Source organism: Agarivorans sp. Z349TD_8 (assembly GCF_050870825.2).
Lineage (GTDB): Bacteria > Pseudomonadota > Gammaproteobacteria > Enterobacterales > Celerinatantimonadaceae > Agarivorans.
This window is the reverse complement of sequence record NZ_CP194037.2, coordinates 2,705,115-2,722,780: the sequence shown is the minus strand read 5'-3', so window position 1 is coordinate 2,722,780 and position 17,666 is coordinate 2,705,115. Positions and strand designations below refer to the sequence as shown.

General features: G+C 46.5%; 19 protein-coding genes. 16 read left to right on the top strand and 3 right to left on the bottom strand.

The genetic code is table 11. The features are described from left to right. The first annotated feature begins 331 nt into the window (after nucleotides 1–331). The 11 genes from nifE to ACRRS1_RS12215 all read left to right on the top strand — a co-directional run bounded on the left by nifE (nucleotide 332) and on the right by ACRRS1_RS12215 (nucleotide 9,641). Nucleotides 332–1,729 (top strand): nitrogenase iron-molybdenum cofactor biosynthesis protein NifE, encoded by a 1,398-nt coding sequence (gene nifE / locus ACRRS1_RS12265; RefSeq protein ID WP_432467710.1) that lies wholly within the window; start codon nucleotides 332–334, stop codon nucleotides 1,727–1,729. A gap of 10 nt (nucleotides 1,730–1,739) precedes the next feature. After that, nucleotides 1,740–3,119 (top strand): nitrogenase iron-molybdenum cofactor biosynthesis protein NifN, encoded by a 1,380-nt coding sequence (gene nifN, locus ACRRS1_RS12260; RefSeq protein WP_432467711.1) that lies wholly within the window; start codon nucleotides 1,740–1,742, stop codon nucleotides 3,117–3,119. A 7-nt stretch (nucleotides 3,120–3,126) separates the two neighbouring features. Then, nucleotides 3,127–3,597 carry a NifB/NifX family molybdenum-iron cluster-binding protein gene (locus tag ACRRS1_RS12255; RefSeq protein ID WP_432452898.1) on the top strand — a complete coding sequence of 157 codons (471 nt, stop codon included), beginning with the start codon at nucleotides 3,127–3,129 and terminating at the stop codon, nucleotides 3,595–3,597. A gap of 38 nt (nucleotides 3,598–3,635) precedes the next feature. Further along, nucleotides 3,636–3,941, top strand: a complete 306-nt coding sequence (gene fdxB, locus ACRRS1_RS12250; RefSeq protein ID WP_432452899.1) for a ferredoxin III, nif-specific — start codon at nucleotides 3,636–3,638, stop codon at nucleotides 3,939–3,941. Between the two features lie 16 nt (nucleotides 3,942–3,957). After that, entirely contained in the window at nucleotides 3,958–4,434 is a 477-nt protein-coding gene (locus ACRRS1_RS12245) for a SoxR reducing system RseC family protein (RefSeq protein ID WP_432467712.1), read from the top strand. A gap of 278 nt (nucleotides 4,435–4,712) precedes the next feature. Continuing rightward, nucleotides 4,713–5,573, top strand: coding sequence for a Fe-S cluster assembly protein NifU (nifU, locus tag ACRRS1_RS12240; protein WP_432452901.1), 861 nt, complete (start codon nucleotides 4,713–4,715; stop codon nucleotides 5,571–5,573). Between the two features lie 12 nt (nucleotides 5,574–5,585). Then, entirely contained in the window at nucleotides 5,586–6,803 is a 1,218-nt protein-coding gene (nifS, locus tag ACRRS1_RS12235) for a cysteine desulfurase NifS (RefSeq protein ID WP_432467713.1), read from the top strand. A gap of 32 nt (nucleotides 6,804–6,835) precedes the next feature. After that, on the top strand, nucleotides 6,836–7,993 hold the full coding sequence (nifV, locus tag ACRRS1_RS12230) for a homocitrate synthase (RefSeq protein WP_432467714.1): 1,158 nt from the start codon (nucleotides 6,836–6,838) through the stop codon (nucleotides 7,991–7,993). 17 nt (nucleotides 7,994–8,010) lie between these two features. Beyond that, complete coding sequence (locus ACRRS1_RS12225) at nucleotides 8,011–8,301, top strand: nitrogenase-stabilizing/protective protein NifW (protein ID WP_432452904.1); 291 nt, start codon at nucleotides 8,011–8,013, stop codon at nucleotides 8,299–8,301. Nucleotides 8,302–8,320: 19 nt separating this feature from the next. After that, nucleotides 8,321–8,779 (top strand): nitrogen fixation protein NifZ, encoded by a 459-nt coding sequence (locus ACRRS1_RS12220; RefSeq protein WP_432452905.1) that lies wholly within the window; start codon nucleotides 8,321–8,323, stop codon nucleotides 8,777–8,779. Further along, the gene (locus ACRRS1_RS12215) at nucleotides 8,769–9,641 is read left to right on the top strand and encodes a peptidylprolyl isomerase (RefSeq protein WP_432467715.1); all 873 of its coding nucleotides are present in this window, start codon (nucleotides 8,769–8,771) and stop codon (nucleotides 9,639–9,641) included. The genes ACRRS1_RS12220 and ACRRS1_RS12215 overlap by 11 nt, the downstream gene beginning before the upstream one ends. 143 nt (nucleotides 9,642–9,784) lie before the next feature. Here the strand turns inward: ACRRS1_RS12215 and ACRRS1_RS12210 are convergent, their stop codons facing one another. Then, nucleotides 9,785–9,961: a phage integrase N-terminal SAM-like domain-containing protein gene (locus ACRRS1_RS12210; protein ID WP_432461117.1), complete on the bottom strand. Its 177-nt coding sequence runs from the start codon at nucleotides 9,959–9,961 to the stop codon at nucleotides 9,785–9,787. A 271-nt stretch (nucleotides 9,962–10,232) separates the two neighbouring features. Between ACRRS1_RS12210 and ACRRS1_RS12205 the strand changes: the two genes are divergently transcribed. The 4 genes from ACRRS1_RS12205 (at nucleotide 10,233) to ACRRS1_RS12190 (ending at nucleotide 13,687) form a co-directional block, all read left to right on the top strand. Then, nucleotides 10,233–11,126, top strand: coding sequence for a hypothetical protein (locus ACRRS1_RS12205; protein ID WP_432467716.1), 894 nt, complete (start codon nucleotides 10,233–10,235; stop codon nucleotides 11,124–11,126). 820 nt (nucleotides 11,127–11,946) lie between these two features. Next, nucleotides 11,947–12,345, top strand: coding sequence for a hypothetical protein (locus tag ACRRS1_RS12200; protein ID WP_432467717.1), 399 nt, complete (start codon nucleotides 11,947–11,949; stop codon nucleotides 12,343–12,345). 145 nt (nucleotides 12,346–12,490) lie between these two features. Further along, entirely contained in the window at nucleotides 12,491–13,021 is a 531-nt protein-coding gene (locus ACRRS1_RS12195; RefSeq protein WP_432467718.1) for a CbrC family protein, read from the top strand. Between the two features lie 120 nt (nucleotides 13,022–13,141). Next, on the top strand, nucleotides 13,142–13,687 hold the full coding sequence (locus ACRRS1_RS12190) for a GNAT family N-acetyltransferase (RefSeq protein ID WP_432467719.1): 546 nt from the start codon (nucleotides 13,142–13,144) through the stop codon (nucleotides 13,685–13,687). A 1,462-nt stretch (nucleotides 13,688–15,149) separates the two neighbouring features. Here the strand turns inward: ACRRS1_RS12190 and ACRRS1_RS12185 are convergent. After that, nucleotides 15,150–16,142, bottom strand: a complete 993-nt coding sequence (locus tag ACRRS1_RS12185) for a transposase (protein WP_432467720.1) — start codon at nucleotides 16,140–16,142, stop codon at nucleotides 15,150–15,152. 416 nt (nucleotides 16,143–16,558) lie between these two features. On the opposite strand from ACRRS1_RS12185, the gene ACRRS1_RS12180 reads away from it, so the two are divergent. After that, on the top strand, nucleotides 16,559–16,945 hold the full coding sequence (locus tag ACRRS1_RS12180; protein ID WP_432452911.1) for a hypothetical protein: 387 nt from the start codon (nucleotides 16,559–16,561) through the stop codon (nucleotides 16,943–16,945). 394 nt (nucleotides 16,946–17,339) lie between these two features. On the opposite strand, the gene ACRRS1_RS12175 is transcribed toward ACRRS1_RS12180, so the two are convergent. Continuing rightward, nucleotides 17,340–17,636 (bottom strand): hypothetical protein, encoded by a 297-nt coding sequence (locus ACRRS1_RS12175; RefSeq protein WP_432452912.1) that lies wholly within the window; start codon nucleotides 17,634–17,636, stop codon nucleotides 17,340–17,342. Between the last annotated feature and the right edge of the window lie 30 nt (nucleotides 17,637–17,666).

Here is a 17,666-nt window from a genome sequence, read left to right as displayed (position 1 = left end):
AATAATGCATGACAATACCGGTTATTTGCAGTTCATTGCTGCAAATAATGCAAGCATGCTTCGACGAATAATGCCCTGCGTTGATGCCGATACCTCGGCCTAAGGCTTTATCTTGATGTTTGTGGGGGCTCATTGCGTAGCCAAATGATTCGTTTGTTCATCATCACATTGTCTCTTCCTTCGCTGTTTTGTCGGTTTTACTACAATCTAAAACACTTATTTATCAATGTTTTAACTTTGGTTTGTAAGTTGCATTGTGCTTGATGTGAGATGTTTTAGTCACTCTGAGTATCGTCTGACAGAAGTAAAACCAATGTAATGAGAGGTCGCCATGAAGCGTAGTGATATAGCTGAATTATTAGACGAGCCCGCTTGCGAACATAATAGCGGTGAGAAAAGTGGCTGTGCTCGACCTACCCCAGGCGCCACTGCGGGTGGTTGTAGTTTTGATGGCGCACAAATTAGTTTGCTGCCCATCGCCGATGTCGCCCATATTGTGCACGGTCCCATCGCGTGTGCCGGAAATAGTTGGAATAATCGCGGTACCCGCGCCTCGGGTCGTAACTTGTTTCGTTTGGGCTTTACCACCGATCTGAATGAACAAGACGTGATCATGGGGCGGGCCGAAAAGCGGCTATTGCACGCGATTAAAACCGTGGTGGAAAAACATCAGCCTCCCGCAGTGTTTGTATATGTGACTTGTGTGCCAGCCTTGGAAGGTAACGATGTGGGCGCAATTTGCAGTTTGGCGCAACAACGCTGGCAGATCCCGGTGGTGGCGGTGGATGCTGCAGGTTTTTATGGCAGTAAAAACTTAGGCAATCGGATTGCCGGCGAGGTGATGGTGAAACAGGTCGTTGGCAGCGCCGAGCCGCCAGCCAAACCGATGATGCAGCACGACCCGAGTCGTCTAGTGAATGACATTGTGCTGATTGGCGAATACAACATTGCTGGTGAATTTTGGCATGTATCCCCTTTGTTAGAGCGTTTGGGTTATCGCGTGCTTAGCTGTATGTCGGGAGATACGCGTTACCACGAAATACAAACCATGCACCGTGCCGACGCCGCGATGGTGGTGTGTTCGCGGGCGCAAATTAATGTCGCCCGCTTGTTGCAAGAGCAGTGGAATATCCCGTGGTTTGAGGGAAGCTTTTATGGGGTAGAAGATACCTCGGCGGCGTTGCGTCAATTTGCCCAACTCATTAATGAACCTCGCTTACTGGCGGAAACGGAAGCTTTAATTGCCGAGCAAGAATCGAGGATCCGCCAACAACTGGCCCCTTACCAGCAACGCTTAAAGGGCAAGAAGGCGCTGCTGTATACCGGTGGTGTGAAATCGTGGTCGATTGTTTCGGCGCTGCAAGAGCTTGGCGTTGAGGTGGTGGCGACTGGGACTAAAAAATCCACAGCCGAAGATAAGGCGCGAATTGTCGACATTATGGGGGAGCAAGCCTTAATGCTTGACGAGGGCGGCGCGCGTAAGCTGCTCGATGTGGCACAGCAACAGCAAGCCGATTTGATGATTGCTGGTGGCCGTAACATGTATACCGCGTTAAAGGCGCGACTTCCGTTTTTAGATATCAACCAAGAACGCGAACATGCCTATGCCGGTTATCAAGGGATGTTGACCTTTGCCAAAGAGCTTTGCCGTACCCTGGAGAGCCCGATATGGCAGTTAGTCAATGATGCACCACCTTGGGCAAATCAATCCCATCACGATTGCCAGTAGGAGAGCTAATATGAGCAGAGTGATCGAACAAAATCGAAGTCCTTTAGTGGAGCAGCCATTGAAAACCAGTGCTGCAACGGGGGCGACTTTGGCCTGTATGGGGCTGGCCGACAGTATTCCGTTGATGCATGGTTCGCAGGGCTGCGGTGCCTTTGCCAAAGTATATTTAATTCAACATTTTAGAGAGCCTATTCCGCTACAAAATACCGCCATTGACCATATCGCAGCGGTGATGGGTGGGGATGATAACCTGGCACAAGCACTGTTGTTGTTATGCGAACAACATCAACCACGCTTGCTGATGATTATGACCACTGGGCTAACCGAGATGCAGGGCTGCGATGTGACACGGGTGATCCGGGAATTTCGAGCCACATATCCTCAATATCAGCATATTTACATTGTGCCCGTGAGTACCCCCGACTTTGTCGGTTCGATGCAGAGCGGTTTTGCCGCAGCGCTTGAGTCCTGCGTCGAGCAGGTACTGGCTGCGGCGAGCAACAAGTCCGAGTTACCAGTAACGCAAAGTAAGCAATTGAATGTATTTTGTTCGGTGGCACTAACTAGCGCCGATCTGGAACTGCTAGAGCGTTATTGCCATGCCTTTGGTTTTGAGCCGATCATTTTACCCAATATCGCGCATTCCCTCGATGGTCATTTAGCAGCGGACGATTTTTCGGTGACCTCCACCGGCGGCACCACTATTGAGCAACTAACTCGGATGCAGTCCAGTGTTGCCAGCCTTGTGTTTGGCACATCGATGAACGCTGCCGCAGGCTTATTAGAGAAGCAATGTCAGATCCCCAGTTACCCTTTAGGCATGGCGATGGGTTTGGCGGCGACCGACCAACTGGTGCTGATTTTATCACAGCTTTCTAAGCAAGCCGTTCCCGGCTGGATCGTTCGCCAGCGTCAACGACTGCAAGATGCAATGCTCGATACTCACTTCTTGTTATCGGCCAGCCCGATGGCGTTGGCGCTGGAGCCAGATGCGGCCGAGGGTTACGCCAATTTACTGTCTGAAGTGGGCGCGGAACTAAAACTGGTGGTTACCACGATGAATAGCCCGGCTCTGAAACGACTCAAGGCTGAGCGTATTGTGGTTGGCGACTTATCTGATCTTGAACCCGATTTAGCCGTGCTTGAGATGGTGGTGGGCAATACCCATTGTGCCAATTTATGTGAGCCTCAGGTGCCGGTATTGCGCGCTGGCTATCCCTGTCATGATCAATTTGGCAATAGTGATGTATTGCAGCTGGGTTACGAAGGGGCAAGAGCAAGGTTGTTTGCGATGGCGAACTTATTCAAAAGTCACCACCAAGATGAAGTACCGGTCCATGTGAGTGCTTACCGTTTTGGCCCAGAGCAAACACAGACCAAATCACAGTGAGGCCGATATGCCACAAATACAACGCAAACTGCGGGTGATCGAAGATGCTCAGCAGCGTGAACACTGCTTTAAGGTCGCCTTCGCCAGCGACAGTAAACAGCATTTAGACCAGCATTTTGGCAGCGCTCATACCTTCTTGGTGTATGGCTTTGGTGAACAACATATTCAACTGATCGAGGCTTTGCAGTTTGAACCAAGCCTGCCGGGGCACGACAGTAAACGGCTGCAACAACGAGTCAACGCCTTAAAGGGCTGTGCTGCAGTGTTTAGTACTGCCTGTGGGAGAGGGGCGATGCAGCAACTGAAGCAGGCCGGGATCTTGGGGATTATGGCGGATGCTGGCGAGCCCCTGAGTGCTCTGCTGGAAGAAATGCATCAACAGTTTGTTGAGCATCCACTACCGTGGATGCGTGCCACGGATGACTGCGCAGAGCAACAGCAGCAACGTCTCAACGAGCTACTCGATGAACCCTGGTAAGCCAACATTTGTGTTTTAAGTTAACAAAGGAAATAGCAATGAGTGAAAGTAAACATATGGGACTCACCCGCGAGGGAACGCCTTGGGAGCCACAGTTTGTGACCGACCTTGATCAAGCCGTCTGTATTGGTTGTGGTCGTTGTTACAAAGTATGTCCTCGGGATGTGTTTGACTTAGTGGAGCGGGAAATCGATGAAGACGATGACGCCTACGATGATTATGACGATGATGTGGTGATGGTGATGGCATTGGATAATCAAGGTGACTGCATTGGCTGTGGATCCTGTGCCAAGGTTTGTCCCAAAAATTGTCATACGCATACCTCGGCGAGTAGTTTGGCTTAAGTAATAGGAGCGAGCAATGGCGCAGTTGAAGATGCAAGTGGTGAGTATTCATCAGAATTCTGTACAGTTGCAGGGGCAACGCCAAAGTGCCTGCAGCGCCTGCGCCAAGCAACAAACTTGTGTTAGCTTCGAATCTGATTCAGGCGTGATGCATCGTGCAGAATTTAAGCTGACCGAACCTTTAGAAGTTGGCCAACAAGTGGCGGTGAATTGTGACGATGGTTTTTTATTGAAGGCGATTATCGTGCTGTTCATCCCCCCTTTAATCGGGATGTTATTGTTAGCCATTACTGTGCAACTGTACTTAAGTGATGCTACCAGCGATCTGCAAAACATTGGCTCAGGGCTCGCCAGCCTATTGGGGTTTGGCCTGGGCCTGTTGATTAGTCGTTTCTTAGCACACAATGTGGTTTCACAATTACGTCAACGCTTATCCATTTATCCTACCCATAGCACCTCAGTTAAAGCCGACAATTCGATGTCGCAAAACTAACATTAGTGACTTAATGTGATGTAGCTCACAGGATGCGAAGTTGCTCACCCAATACTAAATCCATTAAAAACAATATGTTAGTAATTATGTTCGTTTGGGTATCTTGCTTGCAACAACCTCTGTAGGCAATGACCAACTCGTGTAAGACCTTGACCCTTTCAGCAAGAAATGCTGTGTTTTAGGTTCCCAATGGCTTATCGACACTGAGCGAAGGCGTCATGATTGTTTTACCGTTTGGTCATTGCCTTTATTTAACAATAATCATCGTGGGGTAGCGTATGTGGAACTATTCAGAAAAGGTAAAGGAACACTTCTTTACACCTAAAAACGCCAAAGCCGTAGAACAAGCCAATGCGATTGGTGATGTCGGCTCAATCTCTTGCGGTGATGCTTTACGCCTGAGTTTGAAAGTGGATCCAGATACTGACGTGATCGAAGATGCGGGCTTTCAAACCTTTGGCTGCGGCAGTGCTATCGCATCATCTTCGGCATTAACTGAAATGATCATTGGTCGCACCATCGACCAAGCGCTGCAGATTTCTAATAAAGATATTGCCGATTACTTAGATGGTTTACCGCCAGAAAAGATGCATTGTTCGGTGATGGGCATGGAAGCCCTACATGCTGCAGTAGCGCAGTATCGTGGTGAAGAGATCGCCGAAGAACATGAAGAAGGTGAGCTGATTTGTAAGTGTTTCGCCATTGACGACGCAATGATTAAGCGAGTTGTTGCACAAAACCAATTATCAAGCTTGGAAGAGGTGATCAATTACACCAAGGCGGGTGGGGCTTGTGCTGCTTGTCATGAAAAAATTGAATGGGTACTGGAAGAATGTTTGGGTGAGCCTTTGCAAGAAACTAGCAAGGTGGTGAAGCCAGTTGTTGCCGCCAGTACCATTGTGGCAAGGATCCGCATCATTGAGCAGACTCTAGATGACATTCGTCCACAGTTGCAAGCCGATGGTGGCAATGTGCAGCTTTCGGATGTGGAAGACGATATGGTGTTTTTGTCACTCAGCGGTGCTTGTTCTGGCTGTGGATTGTCGGCGGCAACCTTGGCCATGATTGAGCAAAAAATCAGTGAAGCCCTAGGTGAAACCATTACTGTGTACCCAACTGGTGCGCCTAGCTTAGTGTAAGGGAGAACAGATATGAGCGAATTAAAGCCATTGGCTTATCTAGATAATAATGCGACCACCCAAGTTGACCCTAAAGTATTGGAAACCATGCTACCTTACTTAAGTGAACACTATGGGAACCCATCGTCGATCCATCAGTTTGGTGAGCAAGTAGGCAAAGCCTTGGAATTGGCGCGTACTCAGGTTCAGACAATGATCGGTGCCAGTCACAGCAGCGAAATTATTTTTACTTCCTGTGCCACGGAGGCGACCACCACCGCCATCATGTCGGCACTGGAAGCCTTTCCTCAGCGTAAAGAAGTTATCACCTCGGTGATCGAGCATCCCGCCACTTTAGATCTGTGCCAAACCCTAGCACGTAAGGGTTATAAAATTCATTGGATCGAAGTTGATTCCCGGGGACGTTTAGATATGGAGGCCTATAAAAAGGCGCTAAGCCCCAATGTCGCGATCGCGAGCTTTATGTGGGCAAACAATGAAACGGGTAGTTTATTTCCAATCCGCGGGATGGCCGAATTAGCCAAGCAGCACGATGTATTGTTTCATACGGATGCGGTTCAAGTTGCCGGAAAACTTCCGATCCAAGTTGCCGATAGCGGTATTGATTTGTTGTCTTTATCGGGTCATAAGTTTCATGCACCTAAAGGTGTTGGTGCTTTGTATTTACGTCGCGGCGCAAAATTTAGACCCTTGTTGCGAGGAGGCCATCAAGAACGTGGTCGTCGTGCTGGCACCGAAAATAGCAGTGGTATTGTTGCTCTGGGTAAGGCTTGCGAGTTAGCGCAGTTCTCGATTGAACAAGATTCACCTCGAATTAGTATGTTACGAGACCGACTCGAGCAAGGTTTGTTGGCGAAAGTGCCAAATTGCTTTGTGACCGGAGATCCCCGTCATCGTGTCCCCAATACCAGCAATATCGCCTTTGAGTTTGTGGAGGGGGAGTCGATTTTGTTGATGTTAGATCAACATGGTATCGCTGCTTCTTCAGGTTCAGCCTGTACCTCGGGGTCGCTAGAGCCTTCGCATGTGATGCGAGCGATGGACATTCCTTATACGGCAGCGCACGGGGCTATCCGCTTCTCATTATCGCGCTTTACCACCGATACCATGATTGATCAGGTATTAGCGGTATTGCCGGGAATTATTGCCAAGTTGCGGATGCTTTCTCCTTATTGGGATGCCGCAGCGGATCAACCTGCGCAGGAAAGTTTTAGTCCAGTTTATGGCTAACTTAGGCTTATTGTGGAATAACGGAGGTAAGCATGCTGATCATTAACGATACAACGCTACGTGATGGTGAACAAACGGCAGGCGTCGCCTTTAGTGCCAGTGAGAAGCTACAAATTGCGCAAGCGTTACAGGCAGCGGGGGTGAGCGAGTTAGAAGTGGGGGTGCCCGCAATGGGCGCTGCCGAGCGTGAAGTGATTCAAACCATTAGCGGCCAATTAAGGCAGACTAAAACGATGGGCTGGAGCCGTTTACATCGCGATGATATTGCCGCCGCCGCTAATTTAGGTCTGGATTATTTGGATATCTCGGTGCCAGCGTCGACCCAGCAACGCCAATCTAAAATGGCGATAAGTCAGGCAAGCTTACTACACCGTTTGCAATGGCATATCGCGCAAGCACAGGATCTGGGTTTGCAGGTTTGTGTTGGGATGGAAGATGCTTCGCGTACGCCGCTCGATGAACTCTATAGAATTGCTGATGCCGCGCAACGGGCCGGAGCTCTGCGTTTACGTTTTGCCGACACTTTGGGAGTGTTAGATCCATTTACCACCGAAATCTTGATCGCTGGGCTGAAAAGCCATTGTGATTTGCAGATCGAAATGCACGCCCATGATGACTTGGGCATGGCCACGGCCAATAGCTTGGCAGCAATTCGGGCGGGCGCTGACTCGGTTAATACAACAGTGATTGGCTTAGGCGAACGTGCCGGTAATGCGGCCTTAGAAGAAGTGGTTATGGCATTAAATGTGACTCAATTGGTGGATAAGTGCCAGCTTCCAGATATTCAATTAGCAAGTTTGCCCGCGATTTGCGCCATGGTGGAGCGGGCATCGGGTCGCGCAATTGGAGTGAATAAAAGCATTATTGGCCAACAGGTGTTTACCCATGAATCGGGGATCCACGTTGATGGTCTACTCAAAGACCCGAACAACTATCAGGGTTTTGCACCCGAATTATTGGGGCGCAAACATCACTTGGTATTGGGTAAGCACTCTGGCACAAAGGCGATCCGCTCAGTGTACCGTGAGCTGGGGATCGCTGTAGATTTGAAGCAGTGTGGTTTGCTCAAAGCCATCTTGAGTGATTGGGCGGAAACCTACAAGCGGAGTCCTTCTAATCAAGAATTAGTCGATTTTTATCAATACAGTCTTAAAAGCTTCAGTCCCTTAAGTTTGGAACTTAGCGCCTAACAGAGTGGAGTTACAGTGTGGCATTAGCAAAGCAGCAAGCGGCCCAGACGCAAGATATTGAACAATTGGTGGCCTCCTTAGACGGCGCCGAAGCGTTTTTACAGTGTTTTGAGGTGAGCTATCAACCCGCTTTATTGCAAGCCAAGCGGGTGGTGTATTTACGTTTATTAGGGCAGTTGTTGGAAAAAAAACCAGCCACGACTTATCAAGAGTATCAAGCAGCGGTCGCCAAGGCCTACTGTTTGTTGGAAAAAGGTGTGGTGGTGGCGCATGCCGCCCCAGCATGTAGTACCTGTAAAGGATGTTGAAGTTATAGAGGTAAAGCCGATGTATACAGCAAAATTTGGTTATGGATGTAAGGTTAGGGTGATTGAGAACATCCGTAATGACGGTAGTTTTCCAGGGTGTAAGAAAGGTGCGCTGCTGGTTCGACGTGGTGCCACTGGCTACGTTCGTCAATCGGGATATCATTTACAGAATCAAATTGTTTATCAAGTTCAATTTCTTAGCCGCGGTTTAACCATTGGCTGTAAAGAAGTTGAGTTGATGGATGCTGAACTGGTATGGCAGCCTAATCAATTTGAATATGGGGACAAGGCCGCTTTAACACTATCCTTGTCGCAGCAGGGGGAAGTGGTTGCGAGTAAAGGTAGTATTGTTGATGTACTGGCGGTAAGGCGAAAACCGCAGATGCAGCCACATTACCGAATTCAGTATGGCGAAATTGATGTGGAAGTACCGGAGCGAGCCTTAATGCCTTTAGAGGAATTGGCCTATGTTGGATGAATTAGGTTTATTAGCGCCAGCCTCGGAAGAAACTCAGGCTTACCTCGTGATGAAAACTAGCTTAGCGCTGTTTGAGTTAAATCCGGATCAATTGGATGCTGCGCAAACTAAAGAATTAGCCAGAGTGGTGAGCAAAACCCAAACCATTCAGCAAAAGGTGCTTGGTTCTGCCGAGGCCAGCCAGGTATATATCACTCCAGAGCAATTGGACAAGGCGATTGAGCTGGTTGAACACAGCTTTGATTCGCCAGCTGAATTTGCCAAAGCCCTGAGTGCCAATCAGCTCAGTGAGCAAAGCTTACGCAGTGCGGTGGCTCAGGAGCTGACCAGTGATGCGGTATTAGCCTATGTGTGCCGTGATATTTTACCGGTGAGTGAGCAGCAAGCCTTAGACTATTACCAACACAACATCGCCAAGTTTACTCAGGTGCAGCGGCGAGAAGCTCATCATCTACTGATCACCATTAATCCCCAATTTAAAGAAAATACTCCGGCTCAGGCGAAGGCGCGGATTTCTCAACTGACTAAGCAAGTCAATGCGGACAACTTTGAGCAGCTGGCAGAGCGACATTCAGAATGCCCAACAGCGGTAAACGGTGGCTATTTAGGCTTGGTCGAGCAGGGGCAGCTGCTACCTGAGTTAGACATGGTGCTGTTTAATATGGCAGCAGAAAGCTTCAGTCCTGCTATTTTGTCGGACATGGGTTATCACCTAGTTTGGTGTAAGCAGCATGTTGCCGAGCATCAGGTGCCTTTTGCACAAGCCAAGCAAAAAATCCAAGATGGTTTGCTCAATCAGGCGCATAAGTTGCGCCAGCGGCAGTGGTTAACTCGGCTTTGTCAGGGCGGACAGTTGAATTAGCAGGTGAGGGGCGCAATATCATTTGTAAATAGGTCTATCTAACTTAGATATAATTTTTGCACCACGACAGTTCTAAGGGGCTGGCGACGCCATCGGCCCCCATATTCAATACATGAGTATAGATTTGGGTGGTTTGGATATCGCTACGCCCCAGTTGCGTTTGAATGGTGCGAGATCCCTTTGTTTAGCTCACTTAAAAAGCGCTCAACTTCTCGGTTGTGCATGTCTTTGGGATGGCGTTTTGGGTTGAACAAAATAAAGCGCTTTATCCATGCTAAGTCCCTTCGAATTGTTGTTTCTCTAAAGCGCTTTAAGCGCATTTGTTCCTCGATAAACGCGAGATATGGTGGGCTCATATGTCGACCTTTACACTGTGATTATATACAGTCAAATGGGTTCCCATCTTTCTGCAAATGCATTACCATCTTTCACGCATGGTCAAAATGGTGATTCACTGATATGCTGTTGATAGAATTGAACATTAAAGGGTATGTGAATTTCTGTGATGCGTGATAGGTGGTAACTTCGCATGCGTGAAAGATGGGAATTTGCATATTAATATACTGTTAGCTTACAAGCAGAAGAGGAAGTATGCCTGTACATATAAAAAATAAGCAAATATTGACACCAATGACAGAAACTTTGGATAAATATGACAGCGCATTGGAGTGGTTGAATAGCAATGGCTTTAATGTAAACCCTACCAGATACAAAGCGTATAGAAAGCAGTTGGTGGTAATGATTGAAAGCTGGGGTGAGCGAACTTTTAGGGAGATAGCTGAAGACAAACAGTGCTCAAGTGCCTTAATAGAGACACAGCATCTTATTGAAATTAAAGAAAAACTTGATTCAATAAATTGTGATGGTTTTATGGAAACTATTCAGAAGACACTCAAAGGTCAAGTGCACTATAGCGATGAAAAAAAGAATGCTAGTTCTCCAAGAGACTATGCCTTCGAATTGTATATGGCTCGTTACTTTCAGAGAAGTGGTTATGAGTTAAGCTTTGATACAATTGCTGATTTTAACGCATTTAACCAAATTGACTCTATATTTATTGAATGTAAGAGACCGAGAACAGAAGATGCTATTGGCAAGAATATAGAAAAGGCACTGAAACAATCGAAGAAACGTTTTAAAGACAATTGTACTAAGCATCAAAAAGGCTTAGCTGCGATTGATATTACAAGCTTACTTTTTCCTAACAATGAAATATTGATCACGGAAGATATAAGAGAACATTCTCGTTTGGCTATGCTTGCTGATCAAAAGACTGCACCACATGTTAAATCAATTTTCGATAGTTATGGAGATGACTGCATTTCAATTATCACATACTCATGTATACCATTTATTGACATAAAAAATGAAATGTATGGGATATATGATAGGTGTTTTAGTATACCAATATACAACCCCAATACAGAGTCAGAAAATGTGTTCTTAAGGCTTAATCAAGCACTTCAAAGTGGCGTCGGAAAGTAAGCTAATCGGGTAGCCGGAGGTATCTAACCTCCAGCCCCCACAACACCCTGCATGCGGCTCCGCACAGGGCGTTTCCTGAAAACGGTTAAAATACAACGGCCGATTAGCTCCTTTGCATTCCAATGATGGCTTCTGTTTTTTGCGCCATGACTCCTCAGTCCGGTCGGATACGGAGACAATGAGCTGCACAGGCTCCTCATTGATTTTCAGGTTCAGGCCTTCACCATGTCCCAACCATTACGATGGGCGTTGGGCTACTATGCCGTCTGCTGACTTCTGCTTAATCACCGTTTGAGTTACCCCAAATAGCGCTATCGTTGTTCATCGTATTTGCTCACTTAAGTTGATGAGACTTAAGTGCCTGGCCTGTTTGAGCTAGCGGCCAAGCTAGTGAGTTTAACGATCGCCTGTTAAGCAGATCTCCCCAGATAAGAACATGTACTGTCTCTGCACTGCTGCATCATTTACGGTGGCCGTTAGATCACATGGCTTCGTTGTCTTGTGCCAACTCGCCTCCAGCCTACGCCTCATATGATGTTCTTGTTCATCAGCTCGCAGATTTGCGTCCGGCTTCCTTCAGACATTCCCTCGCGGCAATGCCCTTGCCATTCGCTAGTAGTTAGCGTTTAATAATCAAAGTGTTATTAAACGGTGACCTTCCTACAGAGGACTTTCACCTCATTAGTTCATGCCCATGCTGGGCGTACACAAGTTGCTCAAGTCGTTCGTAAACTCACTGGGACAATTAATAGGCGGCCGGCCGCTTCGCGTCAGTATGGCCAACCATTAATTGCCCCTTAGCAAAGCGTTAGAAGGCCTCATGGAAATTTCGCGTAATTTTAACCAGCTCAGTTTTCACGATGCATCTATTGAGTCGGTTAAACGAGGTAAAGACCATATCGAAGTATTATTTGATTTCGTTATTGTGGCTCCCGAGCACCCAGACGCAGGTGGGGAAGTTATCGAATTAAGAAATGCAACGGTAACTTTCTCCCATGTTAAGTCAGAGCGCGCATTAATTTGGTATGACGATAAATCGCCTATTGAGCACCCAAACACAGAAGCTCCCGTTAACGAAGTAATGCACGGTACCCACAAAGAAGATTACTTTCATTTTGATGGGTTTTGGCAACCTAATGATTGGTCAGAGTGGTACATCTATACCGATATCTTCTTTGTAAATGGCCGCCCAACTAAGGTAACTCGTACGGCCTTCTAACAAGTACATCAAAATCGCCCAAGCAAGTTTGGGCTGGGACAGTCAAAACAGCGCGGCGGTTTTGTTTTGAGGTCTAATTTTAACGAAAACCGCCGCACTATTTTGCTGCCCTTTATGTTGGGCGTTAACCCTCACAAGGATAATTATGGACTTACCAAAGTTTAAATATCACATAGACCCAGAAGGTAATGATGTAATAGAGGAAAGTGATATTACCTGTGTATGTTGTGGTGAGAAGCGCGGCTACATTTACACTGGCCCAGTCTATGCGATTGAAGATTTAGATGATTCCATTTGCCCATGGTGTATTGCAAATGGAAAGGCAGCTAAAAAATACGATGCTGAATTTTCTGATTCACATCCTTTATTGAGTAGCAAAATATCTAAAGAAATAACTGAGGAAGTAACGCAAAGAAATCCAGGCTACGTTTCATGGCAGCAAGAATGCTGGCTATCTCATTGTAACGATGCATGCGAGTTTCATGGCGACGCATCTGAACAAGATGTAAATAACGCATCTGATGCAACAAAAAAGCAATGGATGCTCGAAAATGAAGCTGATGAAAAATTTTGGAATACGGTAACAGATGGCTACTATCCAAAAGGTGATACTGCGTTCTATAAGTTTAAATGCCGTCATTGTGGTTTAGTGCTATTAGGATGGGATTGCTCGTAGTCGAGGGTTAACAAAGCGCTGCAAGTGATTTGCTCAAGGAGCAAAGGCGCAAAAATCAGTCCAACTTGCTGTGCACGTGAGCGCGGCGTTATGCGTAATCGATGGAATACGGAATATTAGATGGAAGTTGTAGAAGCGGAAAAATCGGATTTAGTTTCATTCTTTAAGTATCTTGAAAATCAGCTGTCTGAAAATGGTAATGGCGAAGTTCCCCTTTTTCAGCCAATGTCCAGAGAGCAAAGTGAAATTCCAGAAGCAACAAAAGATAAGTTTATCCAAGGTTTTTCCCATCAATTTGGCGATGTAGGTTGGAGAAAGCTCTGGGTTGTAAAAGACACCTATGGAAGTATCAAAGGTCATATTGATCTTCGCCACCACAGTGATGAAAGCCGTTCTCATCGAGTTCTACTCGGTATGGGTGTAGATGTTTCTTGTAGGAAGCAAGGTATTGGTCAAAGACTCATTGATGCTGTTATAAATTTTTGCCAAGGAAAAGCTGAAATTGACTGGCTGGATCTTTGTGTATTATCAGAGAATTTGCCAGCAAAGAATCTCTACCTAAAAGCAGGGTTCAATGTTGTTGGAGAGTTCAAAGATCAATATAGAATCGACGGTTTGTCAGTCTCGGAAACAGCAATGACAAAGTGCGTCAAAAATTACGCATAACAAATAAGAATAGGTGTCGCGTAGCCGCCACCTTATTCGGGTGTTGAACAAGCCCGATGCTCCCTTCTATAGTAAATAACGGTATTGATGTTGGCGGGGCCAAGGCCTTGTTACTTTTTACAAGGCGAGTTTGGCTAAGACTGGGTGAATGGCGTTAAGCCTTTACCTGTCATACATGGTGCTAAGCTGTTTTTTTTTGTATGTATTCATCCTCATGTTAAGCCCTGCCATTCTCCTTATCCTGTTCGCCTTTCGGCTAGCTCGTTCGACTCACGCCTGTGCAGTGCATGGGGTGCTGGCAGCAAGGGCATGGCCGGGTCGCGCTGTGCTTGTCGGTTTGGAGCGCGGCGAGGTTCACGCGTTGTGGCACTCGCAGGAGTAACTGAATGCGCCGCAATATGTGTTTGGCGTTGCCCCGTAAAAGACTATGGACATCCATGATAATAACCATAGAGACAGCAACACCGTTTGTGAAAGAACAAAGACTATGGACATCCATGAAAAAAAGACTATGAAAAGACTATGAAAAGACTATGAAAAGACTATGAAAAGACTATGAAAAGACTATGGACATCCATGATAATAATCATGGAAACAGTTACGACGTTAGTGAGCTGAACACCACTGCAACCATTTAGTCCTCAGGCTGTTGTCATGCCGATTAACGGCTTAATTCATCATTTATGACTCATCTTGATGATTTTTGACGCAATGAGGGCCTCAGCAAGACTGATGATTGAGGGAGGTTCGAAAGTAAACTCGCACTTAAGTGCGATTTAGTGTGTTAAAGTGGACATCCATATTAAAAACCATAAATACAGTAACAGCGTTGGTGAAGTGAACACCACTACAATCATTTAGTTCTGAGGCGATTGTCATGCCGATTAACGGCTAAATTCACCGTAGGTGACTCGGTTTGATAATTTCTGGGCCAATGTGCGTCTCAGCAAGGCAAGGTATCCCCCCATACAAGGCTGATGATTGAGGGTGGTTCGAAAGGAAGAGCATGGACATCCATCATAAGAACCATGGAGACAGCAACACCGTTTGTGAAAGTAATTCGACTGTAATTATTTAGTTCTGAGGCTGTTGTCATGCTGATTGGTGGCTGAATTCACAGTAAGTGACTCATCTTGATGATTTCTGAGGCAATGCACGCCTCAGCAAGGCTGATGATTAAGATATTGTTCGAAAGTAAACTCGCGCTTAAGCGCGATTTAGCAAACGTTTGCTGTGTTAAAGTGGACATCCATATTAAAAACCATAAATACAGTAACAGCGTTGGTGAAGTGAACACCACTACAATCATTTAGTTCTGAGGCGATTGTCATGCCGATTAACGGCTAAATTCACACTAGGTGGCTCAGTTTGGTGATTTCTGGGCCAATGTGCGTCTCAGCAAGGCAAGGTATCCCCCCATACAAAGCTGATGATTGAGGGTGGTTCGAAAGTAAGCTCGCGCTTAAGCGCGGTTTAGCAAACGTTTGCTGCAACTTAAACCGGCCGTTCGTTGATGCCCCATATGCTGATGGTATTCCCTGAGCAAGCGCTCTTGACCAACAGCCCCAGAAAAGTGCCGTTCAAACTCACCGCTTAAAGTCAGCCACTGCGCTTCATTTATCCCTAAGCGTTGGATGATGGAACTTTCTCCACTGTCGATGTAACCCCGTTTATCTTCTCTTACCATGCGTCCGGTCATATCGACTAACTCAAGGTAGTCTTTCAGCTCAAAGGGTAAGCCTTGGGGCATCGGCTCTCTTGGGTTACCCACAAAGGGAAACAGGTTTGTTGCCTGGGCTTGTTTTAGCTGAGCTGCTTTTGCTCGTCGCTGTACGCTGGTATGGGCCGAGTCCTCCGGAGTGCTCGCCATCTTGGCTCTGATGGGGTTTAAGTCTACGTAAGCCATACACGCCATGAGTGCGGCTTCATCCAAAAGCGCTTGGGATTTAAAGCGTCCTTCCCAAAATCGACCGGTACATTGGTCTTCTTGATTGGCGGCTCGCGCAATGTGTTCGTTTAAATGGCGCATAAACCAGCTTAAGTCATACAGGCGAGTCCGATACACTTCGGCGGTGGCGCGAATGGCTTGTAGTTGCACCTCACTCAACTGCGGACGTAATTCAAGGTTGAGATACATCTGAGTCAGTAAGGTGCCCTGATGCAAGCTATGCCAGCGTTCTAACACTTCATCCATTGACCAGGCTTCTGCTTGTTGCGGATTAACATGTAGCACGAGGTGGGTATGATTACTCATGACGGCATAAGCACAAACATCAATGGCGAACACTGACGCTAATTTGAGTAGATAATCCTCGACCCACTGGCGGCGGTGCTCATAGCTTTTGCCGGTTTGTTGGTCTTCGCCACACAGAAACGCCCGTCGAACACAACGGGAAACACAATGATAGTAGGGGGTATCCGATAAGCTCACTTGCGAGCGTCTTGGCCGAGGCATAATGATAACTCCCCAAATAAATCACTATTGATAGTTTAGACTATTAAAAGCGTTTCGTTAGTTGGAGTGGGTGTCTCGTTTGACGTTGTCTAGGAGTGGGTGTCTCGTTTGACGTTGTCCTGGGGTGGTGCACTTAGATCTTGAATTCGGATGTTTGACGTTTATAGCCGAAGCCTGAGTCGACTGTATGGCGATGTATTGCATAGTCTATTTAAGTGGTTAAATCGCAGAAGTGGACGGCGAAGTTACAATTGGCTGGGGCTTAAGCAAATGTTACAGTGTTTTCATATTGAGAAGTTACGCGTTAGCAAACGAGCTATTGTTGTTGACTGGTACTAGGGTCGTGTTTTACACGAGCGAATATAACTGAGGAGCCGGATGCGGTCGTTCTACCACGACGGCATTCAAGGATGAGTATGATTAAATTTAAAATGGTAAGTGTAATTACCGCAGTTATAGCACTTACATTGTGTCTGGTTTTTCTGATCACGCCTGAAGTTATATTTATGTTGTTTAATATCGATGAGAATAGCTCGGCTTTCTTTATTGGTAGAAGAGCTGCAATGTTATTTTTGGGGATTTCATTAATAACTTGGGTCGGTCGAAATGCCTCCCATTCAGACTCTAGGCAAGCAGTATGCCTGGGCCTTGCCATTTCTATGTTTTCGTTGGCTGTACTTGGGACTATAGAATACCTTCGTGGGTTTGCTGGTTTCGGTATTTCTTTAGCCGTTATGACAGAAACTTTTCTTGCTTTACTATATTTTAAAATATGGTTTAGTTGTAAAAATGCCATACAATAAGAATAGGTGTCGCGTAGCCGCCACCTTATTCGGGTGTTGAACAAGCCCGATGCTCCCTTCTATAGTAAATAACGGTATTGATGTTGGCGGGGCCAAGGCCTTGTTACTTTTTACAAGGCGAGTTTGGCAACAGTCAAACAAGACACCCACCCCAACTACTCAAACGCAGCCCCATGGAATACAAGATCAAGAAGAAGACTTGATAGCGGTCTAGCTTCACGGTTCTTCACGAATGGGTAACGGAGGTAATCCGTGACGAAATTTATTGGAATGCGATCAAACTAAATTGTCTACCGACAAGGTCTGGCTAATGAATAACAAGCATATAGCCCTTGGTTTAGCCACATGTTTTTAGTTTGAATTAGCGCTTAGCCCCAAGCCCAACTCAGGTTTACTATTCACTAGAAACGCGGTTGTTGCGGACCAGACCCCGTTTAACATTTCTACACAGTTTGCCAAAACGAGAGAGATCATCAAAGCTGGGGATCACCCCTCGCCGAATCGCATGTTCCCAGTAAGTGAGCTGATCGTCTACCAGTTCCATTAATTTCTTAGGGCAGCCAATACAGCTGTTATCTGGTCCGCATACAAAGGTATCTTCTTGATAAAGCGGGAATTCTTGTTTAACTGCGTGAATGATTTGTAGCATGGCGGTCACTCGGTCGGGTTTTTTACTCAAGGCTTGAATCATTTATTGTCTTTAGTCATACAATTAATTTCT

Coding starts and splice junctions, on each gene's coding strand:
- ACRRS1_RS12175 (WP_432452912.1), bottom strand. CDS start 17,636: ATGATTCAAGCCTTGAGTAAAAAACCCGACCGAGTGACCGCCATGCTA.
- nifE (WP_432467710.1), top strand. CDS start 332: ATGAAGCGTAGTGATATAGCTGAATTATTAGACGAGCCCGCTTGCGAA.
- ACRRS1_RS12200 (WP_432467717.1), top strand. CDS start 11,947: ATGGAAATTTCGCGTAATTTTAACCAGCTCAGTTTTCACGATGCATCT.
- ACRRS1_RS12245 (WP_432467712.1), top strand. CDS start 3,958: ATGGCGCAGTTGAAGATGCAAGTGGTGAGTATTCATCAGAATTCTGTA.
- nifV (WP_432467714.1), top strand. CDS start 6,836: ATGCTGATCATTAACGATACAACGCTACGTGATGGTGAACAAACGGCA.
- ACRRS1_RS12255 (WP_432452898.1), top strand. CDS start 3,127: ATGCCACAAATACAACGCAAACTGCGGGTGATCGAAGATGCTCAGCAG.
- ACRRS1_RS12185 (WP_432467720.1), bottom strand. CDS start 16,142: ATGCCTCGGCCAAGACGCTCGCAAGTGAGCTTATCGGATACCCCCTAC.
- ACRRS1_RS12215 (WP_432467715.1), top strand. CDS start 8,769: ATGTTGGATGAATTAGGTTTATTAGCGCCAGCCTCGGAAGAAACTCAG.
- ACRRS1_RS12180 (WP_432452911.1), top strand. CDS start 16,559: ATGATTAAATTTAAAATGGTAAGTGTAATTACCGCAGTTATAGCACTT.
- fdxB (WP_432452899.1), top strand. CDS start 3,636: ATGAGTGAAAGTAAACATATGGGACTCACCCGCGAGGGAACGCCTTGG.
- nifN (WP_432467711.1), top strand. CDS start 1,740: ATGAGCAGAGTGATCGAACAAAATCGAAGTCCTTTAGTGGAGCAGCCA.
- ACRRS1_RS12220 (WP_432452905.1), top strand. CDS start 8,321: ATGTATACAGCAAAATTTGGTTATGGATGTAAGGTTAGGGTGATTGAG.
- nifS (WP_432467713.1), top strand. CDS start 5,586: ATGAGCGAATTAAAGCCATTGGCTTATCTAGATAATAATGCGACCACC.
- nifU (WP_432452901.1), top strand. CDS start 4,713: ATGTGGAACTATTCAGAAAAGGTAAAGGAACACTTCTTTACACCTAAA.
- ACRRS1_RS12190 (WP_432467719.1), top strand. CDS start 13,142: ATGGAAGTTGTAGAAGCGGAAAAATCGGATTTAGTTTCATTCTTTAAG.
- ACRRS1_RS12195 (WP_432467718.1), top strand. CDS start 12,491: ATGGACTTACCAAAGTTTAAATATCACATAGACCCAGAAGGTAATGAT.
- ACRRS1_RS12205 (WP_432467716.1), top strand. CDS start 10,233: ATGCCTGTACATATAAAAAATAAGCAAATATTGACACCAATGACAGAA.
- ACRRS1_RS12210 (WP_432461117.1), bottom strand. CDS start 9,961: ATGCGCTTAAAGCGCTTTAGAGAAACAACAATTCGAAGGGACTTAGCA.